8 protein-coding genes and 1 pseudogene are annotated in these 11775 nt (G+C 72.4%); 4 read left to right on the top strand and 5 right to left on the bottom strand.

Translation table 11 applies throughout. From position 1 onward, the window contains the following. Positions 1-74: 74 nt before the first annotated feature. On the top strand, positions 75-746 hold the full coding sequence (locus tag AC31A1_RS35250; RefSeq protein ID WP_489657216.1) for an ABC transporter ATP-binding protein: 672 nt from the start codon (positions 75-77) through the stop codon (positions 744-746). Between the two features lie 155 nt (positions 747-901). Beyond that, positions 902-1870: an ABC transporter ATP-binding protein gene (locus AC31A1_RS35245; RefSeq protein WP_489657215.1), complete on the top strand. Its 969-nt coding sequence runs from the start codon at positions 902-904 to the stop codon at positions 1868-1870. Positions 1871-1892: 22 nt separating this feature from the next. On the opposite strand, the gene AC31A1_RS35240 is transcribed toward AC31A1_RS35245, so the two are convergent. After that, positions 1893-4775 carry a hypothetical protein gene (locus AC31A1_RS35240; RefSeq protein WP_489657214.1) on the bottom strand — a complete coding sequence of 961 codons (2883 nt, stop codon included), beginning with the start codon at positions 4773-4775 and terminating at the stop codon, positions 1893-1895. A 457-nt stretch (positions 4776-5232) separates the two neighbouring features. Next, the gene (locus AC31A1_RS35235; RefSeq protein ID WP_489657213.1) at positions 5233-8472 is read right to left on the bottom strand and encodes an FtsX-like permease family protein; all 3240 of its coding nucleotides are present in this window, start codon (positions 8470-8472) and stop codon (positions 5233-5235) included. 371 nt (positions 8473-8843) lie between these two features. Here AC31A1_RS35235 and AC31A1_RS35230 point away from each other — a divergent pair. Next, positions 8844-9233, top strand: a pseudogene (locus AC31A1_RS35230) (DUF2637 domain-containing protein); the annotation flags it as partial. Between the two features lie 71 nt (positions 9234-9304). Then, the gene (locus tag AC31A1_RS35225) at positions 9305-9622 is read left to right on the top strand and encodes a hypothetical protein (protein ID WP_489657212.1); all 318 of its coding nucleotides are present in this window, start codon (positions 9305-9307) and stop codon (positions 9620-9622) included. 147 nt (positions 9623-9769) lie between these two features. Here the strand turns inward: AC31A1_RS35225 and AC31A1_RS35220 are convergent, their stop codons facing one another. The 3 genes from AC31A1_RS35220 to AC31A1_RS35210 all read right to left on the bottom strand — a co-directional run. Beyond that, complete coding sequence (locus tag AC31A1_RS35220) at positions 9770-10414, bottom strand: CoA transferase subunit B (protein WP_489657211.1); 645 nt, start codon at positions 10412-10414, stop codon at positions 9770-9772. Further along, positions 10414-11169 carry a CoA transferase subunit A gene (locus tag AC31A1_RS35215; RefSeq protein WP_489657210.1) on the bottom strand — a complete coding sequence of 252 codons (756 nt, stop codon included), beginning with the start codon at positions 11167-11169 and terminating at the stop codon, positions 10414-10416. The genes AC31A1_RS35220 and AC31A1_RS35215 overlap by 1 nt, the downstream gene beginning before the upstream one ends. Continuing rightward, a partial coding sequence (locus AC31A1_RS35210) for a carboxymuconolactone decarboxylase family protein (protein ID WP_489657209.1) occupies positions 11166-11775 on the bottom strand: 610 nt, incomplete at its 5' end. The genes AC31A1_RS35210 and AC31A1_RS35215, both read right to left, overlap by 4 nt.

The raw sequence follows: 11775 nt of genomic DNA, 5'->3' as shown, positions 1-11775 counted from the left end.
GGGGAGGACGTGTGAGCGAGCAGTTCGGTGGGCGCGGCGCTGTTGCGGATGCCGGGGCGGCGGCGGGCGGCGCGATGGTGGTGGTCGAGGATCTGCGCCGCACCTATGGCAGTGGCGACACGGCTGTTCACGCCCTGCGCGGTGTCTCCTTCAGCGTGCCGCGCGGTGAACTCGTCGCTCTCCGGGGGCGTTCCGGGTCCGGGAAGACCACCGTGCTCAACCTGGTCGGCGGGCTCGACACTCCGGACGCCGGCCGGATCACCCTGGACGGTACGGACCTGGCCGGGCTCGGTGACGACGAGTTGCTGGCGCTGCGCCGCGACCGTATCGGTTTCGTGTTCCAGTCCTTCGGGCTCATCCCGATCCTGACCGCCGCCGAGAACATCGGGGTGCCGTTGCGCCTGCGGAAGGTCCCGGTCCGTGAACGCGAGGCCCGCGTCGACCTGTTGCTGTCCCTGGTCGGTCTCTCCGACCACGCGGACCAGCGTCCCGGTGAGCTGTCCGGCGGCCAGCAGCAGAGGGTCGCGATCGCCCGCGCGCTCGCCAACAACCCGGCCCTGATCATCGCCGACGAGCCCACAGGCCAGCTCGACGCGGACACCGGTCTCACCGTGATGGACCTGCTGCGTGCCGTCGTCCGCAGTGAGTCCGTCACCGCGCTCGTCGCCACCCACGACACCCAACTCCTCGCGCTGGCCGACCGGGTGCTCGAACTCCGTGACGGGCGGATCGTCGAGGACGACTGACGGGACCGGCTGCCCGGCCGGTCGTGCCCCTTGTGCGGGCTTCCGCATTACCCTGGCGGCTGTTCGACATCGTTATCCTCCACATCCGCAGACGTCACTTCATCTCCTCGGGGGACCGTGTGGCAGTTCATCAACAGCCCACCGGAGCACCGGACTTGGACGAGCTGCGGCGACGGGCCGTCGCGGCCGCCGCACCGCGGCGCGAGGAGGGGCTGGTCGTCTGCGAGAACCTGGTGCGGATCTACCAGACCGAGGGCGTCGAGGTGCAGGCCCTCCAGGGGCTCGATCTGGCCGTCGCCCAGGGCGAGATGATCGCGGTGATCGGGGCCTCCGGTTCCGGCAAGTCCACCCTGCTGGGCATACTCTCCGGCCAGGACGTGCCGACCGCGGGCGCGGCCGAGGTCGCCGGGCACGATCTGCTGGCGATGAAGCGCCGCGAGCGCCTCGACTACCGTCGGGAGACCGTGGGTTTCGTCTGGCAGCAGACCTCCCGGAACCTGCTGCCGTATCTCTCGGCGGCCGAGAACGTGATGCTCCCGATGACGTACACCGGGATCAAGCGGTCCCAACGCCGGGCGCGGGCAGAGGAGTTGCTGGACCTGCTGTCCGTCGGCCACTGCCGGGACCGTACGCCCGACACGCTCTCCGGCGGTGAGCAGCAGCGGGTCGCGGTCGCCGTGGCCAATGCCAACGAGCCCCGGGTGCTGTTCGCCGACGAACCCACCGGCGAACTCGACACCGCCACCAGCGACGAGGTCTTCGCCGCGCTGCGCCGGGCCAACGAGGAGTTGGGCGTCACCGTGATCGTGGTGACCCACGACGCGCTGGTGTCCGAACAGGTCCAGCGGACGGTACGAATCCGCAACGGCCGTACGTCCACCGAGGTGTTGCGCCGGGTCGCCACCGACGAGGACGGCGTCGAGGTGCTCACCGCAGAGGAGTACGCGGTACTGGACGCCAGCGGTCGGCTGCAACTGCCGAGCGAGTTCACCGAGCGGCTGCATCTGCGCAAGCGGGTGCGGCTGGCTCTGGAGAGCGATCACATCGGCGTGTGGCCCGACGAGGCGGCGCGGCGGGCGAAGTCCGAGGCGGACGGTACTGACGGTACGGAGAGTGTGCGGTAACTGGCGTGCCCTCAGGGGGTGTTCAGGTCAGGCGAAGGACGGCTCCCAGGCGGCGCCTGCGGGCGAGGACCGTCTCGGTCGCCGCGGCCGCCAGGATCAGGGCGGTCACGCCGGCGACGAGGGCGAGGGTCAGTGAGTAGTCGGTGTGCAGGGCCGGTTGGGCCGGGCCGCCGGTGAACTGTCGTAGGTCCAACGTCCCTGCCAGGAGCCGGGGTTCGAGCAGGCCGAGCAGTGTGCCGCCCAGCGCTGAGGCCACCGCCAGCGGCAGTAGTTGCAGGAAGTGGATCGCCCCGGCCTCCTTGCCGCCGAGTCCGAGCGTGCGCAGGAACGAGGTGGTGCGGCTGCGTTCGTGCGAGGTGAGGGTCAACTCCAGGGCGAGCGCGAGCAGTCCGGACAGCGCGGCCAGAATCGAACTGGTCGTGTAGATCGTGCCCAGGCCCTGAGTGAGCCCGTCCGCGCGCAGGGTGCTCAGGGCCTCGGAGCGGACGCGGATCTGGGCCAGCGGGCCGAGAGCTCTGGCTGCCGCCGACCGCAGTGCCGTGGGACCGCTGCCCTTGAGGAGCAAGACGGTGCTGCCGGAAGCCTGTTGGGGGAGTAGGTGGTCGGCGGCGGCAGTGGTGATCAGCATCGGTGTTCCGGCCGGGATCCGCGCCGTGATCGGCCCGAGGAGGGGGTCGCGCAGCTCGGCGGGGGTGAGGGTGCCGACCGGTTCGAGGGTCAGGTTCACCGGGGGCTGGCCCTGGGTCACGATGGTGGTGGTGAAGCCGCCGGTGCGCTCGCTCGCCCGGAGGCCGGGGGAGAGGAAGGACGGCAGCGGGGTGCTCGCGCCGGTCCGGGTTCCCGGCGGGGTGGTCAGACCGGACCGTAGGGCGGCGGCCAGCGGTGACTTCGGGGCGAGGACGGTGAGTTGGCGGGGGTCCACGGTGATCACGGCGACCTGGGAGACGACGGCGCCGTCGGTCTGTCCCGCTAGGTCGAGGGTGCGTAGGTGTTGGAGGGCGGTGCGTATTCCGGTGGGGGTGCCGGCCTCCGGGGCGGCGGGCGTGGTCCCGGCGGAGGGGGCTGCGGCTCCGGCAACGGCCCCGGTTCCGGCGGGAGTTACGGCCCTGTCCGCACTCGCCGCCGTCCTGGCCGGCGTCACGATCCCCGCCACGGTCGCGCTCGCGTCCGCACCGGTGGTCCACGCCGCCCCCGTGGCCAGCCCGTCGTCGACCGTACGCTGCACAAGGCCCCCGAACACCGCCGTGCCCAGGGTCAACACCAGGACGAACAGGGCCAGTCCGGTCGCCGGGGCGTCATGCGCGGCCCGGGCCGCGCCGACGAAGCCCACCACACCCCGGCCGCGACGGGTCTGCCGTAGGACCAGGCGCAGTACGAGCGGGTAGACACGCAGCAGGATCAGTACGACGGCCAGGGCCACCAGTACCGGTACCGCGCCCAGGATTCCGTCGGGGCCCTGTGAGCGGAGCGCGAGCACGCCTGCCGTCGTCGCGAGCAGCACCGTCAGTTCCAGGACCACGCGTCGGCCTACGGCGGTTCTGCGGCGCGTGCGGCGGAGCCGGCCGGGGCGGCGGGGTTCGCGGACCGCCAGCCAGGTCATCAGGGGCACCGTCAGCAGCACCACTACGGTGACGAGGGCGGCGGGCAATGGTTGAGGCGAGCCCGATGTGCCGGTGGGGGCGAGAGCCCGGCCGGTCGCCCAGCCGAGCAACGCGGCGATCAGCACCACCGGCCAGGCCACGGCGCAGCGCAGCAGGACCAGCCGGGCGGTGGACGCGCCCCGCGCGCGCTGCAACCGCAGGTGTGGCTGCCGACGGCGCAGCAGCAGGCGTACCGCTACGGCGACGGTGGCCAGCGCGACCGCGGCGAGCGCGTCGACGGCGTATGTCGCGAGGGCTCGGGCCTGTTGGTCCTGGGCCGTGAACGTGGTGAGCAGCGGGGTCAGGGAGTCGGTCACCAGCAGGGACTGGGTGGACTGGCTGCCGATCTGGCAACTGATGTCGCCGGTGACCCAGTCGCTGCCCTGGCACAGGGCGGCGCTCAGGTCCGCGCCGTAGTGGGACAGCGGCCCGGTCAGCGCGCGGGCCCGGTCGAGCGCCGCCCCGGACAGGTCGGCGCGCAACTGCCAGGTCACCCGGGGGCCGCCCACCCCGGCGCCGGCCAACAGGTCGGCGGCGTCGCGGCCGACGAGGCCGCGGACGGCGAGCACGGTGCCGGTGGAGCGTTCCGCCGGGTAGCGCGAGGGCTGGTCCAGGGTCTCCCGGCCGGTCCAGAAGTCGTCGGTGGTGGCCGTGGTGCGGTAGATGCCGCTCACCACCAACTCGGCTTGTGGCGCCGAGGTTTGTGCCCCCGGCGTCTTGGCGAACTCCAGGCTCAGCCGGCTGCCGGTCCGGACGCCCAGCGCCTGCGCGGTGGCCTGCGACAGGCCGATCTGGGGTGCGGTGGCTGGCGGGGTGTGGTCGGCGGGCGCGTGACCGCTGACGTAGCGGAGATGGGTCCGCGTGGACGGCAGGTAACTGGCCGTCAGTTGGGTGCTGGTGCCCGCCGGGCGGGGGGAGAGGAGGGACGCCGGGTCGTAGTCGTAGCTGCCGCCGCCGGTGAAGGACAGGTGCCGCGCGGCTCCGCCGCTGAGCGGGTCGGTGAGGGTGCGGCCGGCGGCGAGCAGGGTGGCCATGTCCACGGTGGGCGGTGAGGTGTTGAAGATCTCCGGTGTGGTGCTCAGGCTGATGAGCGGCGCTTGGGCCTGCGCGGCGTCGACACGTTGCCGCAGCGCCCGGTCCTCCTGACCGCCCGCGAGGGCGGGGGCCCACGCGCACAACGCCGTCAGCACCAGGACGAGTACCGCCAGGCAGACCAGCATCGGCAGGTCGCCGCGGGTCTCCTTGCGAATCAGACGCCGCGTCACGGCCGGACGGGGCTTCACGGGGCGTGTCACCGCCTCGCGCGTGTCCATGGTTCGGGTCACTGTCCGCCCTCTTCGGTCGTGCCCGGTCCCATGGGCCGCATCAACTCCGCGTCTCCGCCTGTGGGTCGGGTCACCGTCGGGCCTTTCCGGTCGTGCCCGGCCCCATGGGTCGCATCAACTCCACGTTTCTGCCCGCTGGTTGCGTCACCGGTCGACCTCTCCGGTCGTCCCGGTCCCGTGGGGCGCATCAACTCCGCGTCTCCGCCTGTGGGTCGGGTCACCGTCGGGCCTTTCCGGTCGTGCCCGGTCCCATGGGTCGCATCAATTCCGCGTGTCTGCCTGCTGGTTGCGTCACCGTTCGACCCCTCCGGTCGTCCCGGCTCCGCGGGCCGCCTCAACTCCACGCGTGTGCACGCGGGTTGACTCACCGTCTGCCCCCTCCGATCAGGCTCCCCGCTCAACGGTCCTCCCCCGCCCGCAACACCCGCACCAGATCCACCCGGGCCAACAGCCGCGCCAGCCCCAGTACAACGGCGCTGATGGCCAGGGCAGTTGCCACGGCCGTCAGTGCCACCGTGCCCCAGGGAATGACCTGCGGCAGCGGCGGATAGGGAGCCTGGCCGCTGTCGTCCACCGTGACCAGCGGCAGTACCGCCGATGCCAGCGCCATCCCCATCAGTGCCCCCGGCACCACGGCGAACAGCGCCAACCCCACCTGTTCGGCGCCCAGTAGTGCGGACAGGCTGGTGGCGCGGACGCCGATCGCCCGGAGCAGGGCGAACTCCTTGCGGCGCTGCCTGGTGGAGACCACCGCGTGCACGGTGAAGGCGATGACCGCGAAACCGGGGGCCAGATAGCGGACCAGTTCCAGCACCCGGCGCAGCCCGGCGCGGAACGGGTCGGCCTGTAGGGACGCGGCGGTGCGTGCCGTGGTGGTGACGCCGCCCAGCGCGGGCTGGGCCTCGACGGCGGCGGCCGTACGCTCGCTGTCGGTACTGCTCAGCCACCAGAACGCGGGGTCCTGCTGGTCGGCGCCGGCCAGGGTGAGCGCGGTGGCGAGCCGGCGCTGGTCGGCGATCAAGTGGCCCTGGCCGCGGCCCAGTCCGGGCGGTGAGTCGACGCTGCCCACGATCTTGGCGGTGATCCGGCCGCCGCCCAGGTCGAGTGTGGTGGTGCTGCCCAGGTGCAGGCGGGCGGCGCGCAGCGTGGAGGTGTCTGCGAGAACCGGAAGCGGTGCCGGACCGCCCGCCGGGCCCGCCACGAGCCGTACCTGGCTGCCGGGCCGGGTGGCGTAGTCGCTGTCGGACAGGCCGCCGAAGGAGTCCGAGATCGCCTGGGAGGGGCGGATGCCGGTGCTGACGGTGGTCCGGAGCACGGCCGGGCCGCCGGGCACGATCGCGCATACCCCGGGGGTACCGGGGTTGTAGGTGTCGGTCAACTTCCCTTTGCAGGCACCCTCGGTGGAGTCGGCGGCGTGGTCCGTGCGGTCGGACCAGGCCTGCCCGCCGGGCAGTTGGGAGACCCAGGCGTCCGCAGTGTCCGAACCACCCGCACTGCCGCGCGTGCCGATCCGCATCAGGTCCAGGTCCAGCCGCGCCGGACGCACGTTCGGCTGCGGCAGGACACTGACCGCGGTCACCGTCAGCGGATACGCCCGCGGGTGGCCCCCGCTCAGCGCCACGGCCAGCGGGACCACGACGGTGTGCCGCTCCCCGTCGGCGGTGGGCAGGCGCGCCGATACGACGCTGACCAGGCCGGACGCGTCCTGCACGGTGAGTTCGAGGCTCGGTGCCACGCGGTTGCCGTCGCTGCGCAGCCGCTCGTCCAGCAGCAGCGCGGTCGGCCGCCCGGGGAGCCGTAGGCCGGGGACGACCGGTGACGGGGTGCGGGGCGCGGGCCCGCCGATCGTGCCGACCAGGTCCTCGGTGGCGCCGCCGGGCAGGTTCACCGTCGACCGCGTCACCGGTGTCACGGAGGTCACCCCCGGCAGCGCGCGATAGGCGGCGCCCAGCACGGCGGAGGGGTAACCGTCGTCCGCCGACGGGTCGATCCGCACATCCGCGCCGACCGTGAACGCGGCCTGTTCGGACGCGAGTCCGCCCAGACAGGCCAGCGCGGTGGTGGCGAAGGCGCTCACCGACACGGCCAGGCACATCAGCACCACCGGCCCCGCGTTGCGCGCGGCCCGCCGGCTCAACTGCCAGCCGGCCAGGGCGAGTACGAGCCCTCGGCTACGCCGCCCGAACGCGTCCAGCAGCAGCGACGTCAGCGGCAGCAGCCGTAGCAACAGCAGCGCGGCGGCGCCCGCCACCAGGGTCGGCACGAGGACCAGCACCGGGTCCGCGGACGTGCTGCCGGTACCCAGGTCGGCGATCAGCGAGTGGTGCCGCCGCAACTCCAGGTACCCCAGGGTCGCCACGGCCAGCAACGCCAGGTCGGCGCCCAGCCGTTGCGCGGCGGCGGCCCGCGCGCCGCGCGCCGGCCGCGACCGCGCCGACGGCAGCACGGGCAGCAGCACCGCCGCCGCGTGCACCAGCAGGGTCAGTCCTACGGCCGCCCACGCGTCGGCGCCCCGGGTGCCGGGGTGCAGCAGCCCGGCCAGGAAGGGCGCGGCCACGGCAGCCGGTACGCCGGTGAGCGCCCACTCGGCCGCCGCACCGCGCAGCAACCTCAACGTGCCCGCGCCCCGGGCCTGTTGGAGGGCGAGCTCGTCGCGTCGGCGCTCGGTCAGCTGGCGGGCGGCCAGCACCAGGGTGGCCAGGGCGAGGACCGCGAGCAGCACGCCGGGCAGGTACAGCGAGGAGCGGGCCGCGACCGTCGGGACCGTCAAGTCGTCGATCGCGCCCGGCAGTCCGGAGGCCACGGTCAGGTCGTCCAGCGACGGCTGCCGCCCGCCGAACACCGACACCCCGCTCTGGCTGCCGGAGAAGGCGCGCAGCCGGTCGTGCAGTCCGGCGAGGCCGTCCGCGTCGAGCCGGGAGAGGTCGGGCTGCACGCTCCAGTGGGCCGTCAGGTGGCCGTTGAGGACGGCGCTGCCGTTGAGCGCCGACGCCGAGACCACCAGCAGGTCCTGGTCGGCGGTCTCGCCCTCGGTCAGGTCGCCGGCCATCGCGGGCCAGAACCCGACGGCACCGGTCGCCCGGAAGACCCCGGTGACCCGCAGGGTCATGGGGCGACTGAACGCGTCCCGCACCCGAAGGCTCGAACCGGGCCCGATACCAAGGCGTTTGGCCAGCGCGTCGGGCACCGCCGTGTCGACCGGCTCGGTGGACCCGGTGGCGACCGGCACATCGGGCAGCGAGGTGAAGGCACCGGCCGGGGCATCAGCCGTACCGGCAGGCCACCGCCCGGCCGTCAACTCCCCGAACCTGCCCCCGTCTTGGACCGCGACCGGATGCAACCCGCTGCCCCCGGGCCCGCGGGGCGGCCCCTCGGCTCCGTCAATTCCCGTCACGGAGACCGGAGATGTGCCCAGCAGCCCCACATACGTCCGCTGGGGTACCCCGGCGAACACCCGCTCCGCGGCGGCCCGCACATCCCGGTCGGCGACGGCCATCCCCCCGGCCCGGTAGGCCGCGTTGACGTTCACCTGCGCGTCGGGATCAGCGGCCAACCGCCGCACGGCCCCGGCCTGCACCGAACTCCCCGCCAGCGCCGCGAGCGCGGCCAACGCCGTCGCACACAGCAACACGGTCACCGAAACAGCGGCCAGCGCCAGCCCGTGCTGCGCGGCCCGCCGGGCAACTGCCGGAACTCGCCGCCGAGTTGGGTCCGGAGCGTCCGGCCGTCGCCGAGACGAGGACGTGAAGGCCGTGGCGACCACATGAACCCCCGCAGAATCGAACATGTGACGGTGACGGCGCGCCACAGTCCTACCAGCCGTGCCCCGACGCCGCAAGAAACGCTGATCGTCACGGCCGCCCGATGGGGGAGCGCGCGGGGAAAATGCCTGAGTACGTGAGGGATGTTCGCTGTACGTTGTGCGGGCGCCCCGAGTTCCGCGGCATACCCACCGTGTTCCTGACGTACAGCCCGACTCGTCTGCCAGCAGGGCTCTGACCTGGTCTTATGGGCCGGTCGGGGCCCTTTCCTGCGTCTGTGGGCTTCCCGCTTCTACCTGCGAGTTCCCGGGAGTTCCTGGAGAAGTGTGCACGCGTTGTGCACTGGGACGGGCGCCGGGCGGTGGGTTCGATGAGTGATGTTCCCGAGGTCCGGGACGAGGCTGCCGGGAGTCGGGGCTTCGATCTGGATGCGTGGGTCCGGCCGCTGTGCGCTCTCGTTGTGGCCGGGGTCGCTGCATACGCGTCGTACGTGCACCAGAGGGAGTTCGCGTTGCTGGGCGGCGCGGATAGTGTCAGCGCCTCACTGTGGCCGCTGTCTGTGGACGGCCTACTGCTCCTGGCCACGGTTGGCCTGCTGAAGCCCACTGGCATCCGTACGCGCCGCGCACTGGGCTCGCTATGGTCTGCCTTTCTGTCGGGGATCGCGGTGTCCCTGGCCGCGAATGTTGCGGCGGCGCCGGCGCTGACGTGGAAGCCGTGCTGGTGGCGGGGTGGCCGCCGGTCGCGCTGTTGTTGTCGGTCGAGTTGTTGGCGCACCGGCCGGCTGGGCAGATGGATGCGGAGCATCGTCTCGGAGAAGGAGCCGAGGTCGACGGGGTCGATGATCGAATTCTTGGGGATCCCCTGTTGGAGCGTGCCCGGCAGGTCGATGCCCAGCACCAGGATCGGCATCAGCGTCCGGTCTCGGCTGAGTCGCTGCGGAAGGAGTTGCGGATCGGTGCGGACCGGTCGAGGCAGTTGGTGGCTTTGGTGCGAGCGAGCCGCAATGGCGGCGTACGAGAGTGAGTGCCGACGCTTCAGGACTGCCTTGACAACCGTGATTGCACCTGTTTGGAGGGGTTTTCTCGCAGGGCCCGCGGCCAGGAGTTGCAGTAGCCGAAAGTCGGTGGCTGGTTCCATTTGGTGCTGGGTGAGGGGCGGTGGGTGGGGCAGTCAGCGGATATCTGTGCGGGCCCGCACAGATGCGGCGGTCTTCGCGCTGATCTCGTCGTACGTCACGCCGGGCGCCGTCTCGACCAGGGCGAGGCCGTCAGGGGTGATGTCGAGGACACCGAGATCGGTGACGACGCGGTGCACGCAGCTGGTTCCGGTGAGGGGCAGGTCGCAGTCCTTGACCAGTTTGGGCGAACCGTCCTTGGCAGTGTGCTCCATGAGGACGACGACCCGGCGGGCGCCGTGCACGAGGTCCATCGCGCCGCCCATGCCCTTGACCATCCGGCCGGGGATCATCCAGTTGGCGAGGTCGCCGGAGGCCGACACCTGCATGGCGCCGAGGACGGCGGTGTCGATGTGACCGCCGCGGATCATGCCGAAGGAGAGTGCGGAGTCGAAGAAGGACGCTCCTGGCAGCACGGTGACGGTCTCCTTGCCCGCGTTGATCAGATCGGGGTCGACCTCGTGCTCGGCCGGGTAGGGGCCGGTGCCGAGGATGCCGTTCTCGGAGTGCAGGACGACGTGCACGCCGGGCGGGAGGTGACCGGGGATCAGGGTCGGCAGTCCGATGCCGAGGTTGACGTAGGAACCGTCGGTCAGTTCGGCGGCGGCGCGGGCCGCCATCTGGTCACGGGTCCAGGCCATCAGGCGCGCACCGTCCTCTTCTCGATCGTTTTGGCGGTCGCCTGTTCACGGGTGAGGGGGACCACGCGCTGGACGAACACCCCTGGCAGATGGACGTGTTCCGGGTCCAGGTCGCCGGGCTCGACGAGTTCCTCGACCTCGGCGACGGTGACGCGTCCGGCCATCGCGGCCAGCGGGTTGAAGTTGGCGGCCGCCCGGCGGAAGACGAGGTTGCCGTGCCGGTCTCCGCGCCAGGCGCGGACGAGTGCGAAGTCCGTGGTGATGCCGTGCTCCAGCACGTACGTCCGGTGGCCGAAGGCGCGGGTCTCCTTGGCCGGGGAGGCGACAGCGACCGTGCCGTCCGGGGCGTAGCGCCAGGGCAGTCCGCCGTCGGCGGCCTGGGTGCCGACTCCGGCCGGGGTGTAGAAGGCCGGGATGCCGCAGCCACCCGCGCGCAGCCGTTCCGCGAGGGTGCCCTGGGGGGTCAGCTCGACCTCCAGTTCGCCCGCGAGGTACTGCCGGGCGAACTCCTTGTTCTCCCCCACATAGGAACCGGTGACCCGGGCGATGCGACGTGCGGCGAGCAGGATCCCCAGACCGGCGCCGTCGACGCCGCAGTTGTTGGAGACGACCGACAGCCCGGCGGAGCCCCGTTCGTGGAGCGCGGCTATCACGGCGTTCGGCACTCCGCTGAGGCCGAATCCTCCGACGGCCAGCGAGGCACCGTCGTCGATGTCGCGCACCGCGTCGGCCGCGGTCGAGCAGATCTTGTTCACGGTGTGGACTCCTCGTCCGTGGGCGGTGTCCCGCAGGGCGCGTCGTGCCGGTGCGGGCCGGGCGCGGGGACGTCGAACAGGCGAAGTTGGAGGGCGAGCGTCGCGTAGTAGCCGACGAGTGTGGACAGTTCGAAGAGTGCGGTCTCGCCGAGCGAGGCGCGGGCGTCCTCGTACCATGCGTCGTCGATGTGGCGCGGCGGGGCCGCGAGTGTACGGGCCACGGACCAGGCCGCATGCTCGAAGGGATCGGTCAGAAGTGGGTCGGCGCCTGTGCGCAGGGCGCGGATCTCGGTGTCGGTCAGTCCGGCCGCGCTGCCGACGGGCTCGTGGGCGTACCGCTCGAAGGCGCTGTCCCAGACGGCGGCGACGACGAGGACGGCCGTCTCGCGGACCCGGGGCGGCAGCGAGGTGCCGTAGCGGATCGTGGCGCCGAGTCCTTGGAGCGCGCTGCCGGTCCGGGGGCTGAACAGCATCGCGTTGAAGGGGCCGTTGAGGTGTCCGGCCGGGTCGGTGAGGGCGAACAGCTGGGGGCCGGCGGCGCGCGGTCCGCCGGTGATGTCCGCGTACAGGGCGCGCTGTTCGGGGTCGAGCCGGTCGGGGTGGAGC

The sequence above is a fragment of the Streptomyces sp. P5F9 genome, assembly GCF_057961495.1.
This window is presented reverse-complemented; position numbering and strand designations above follow the sequence as displayed.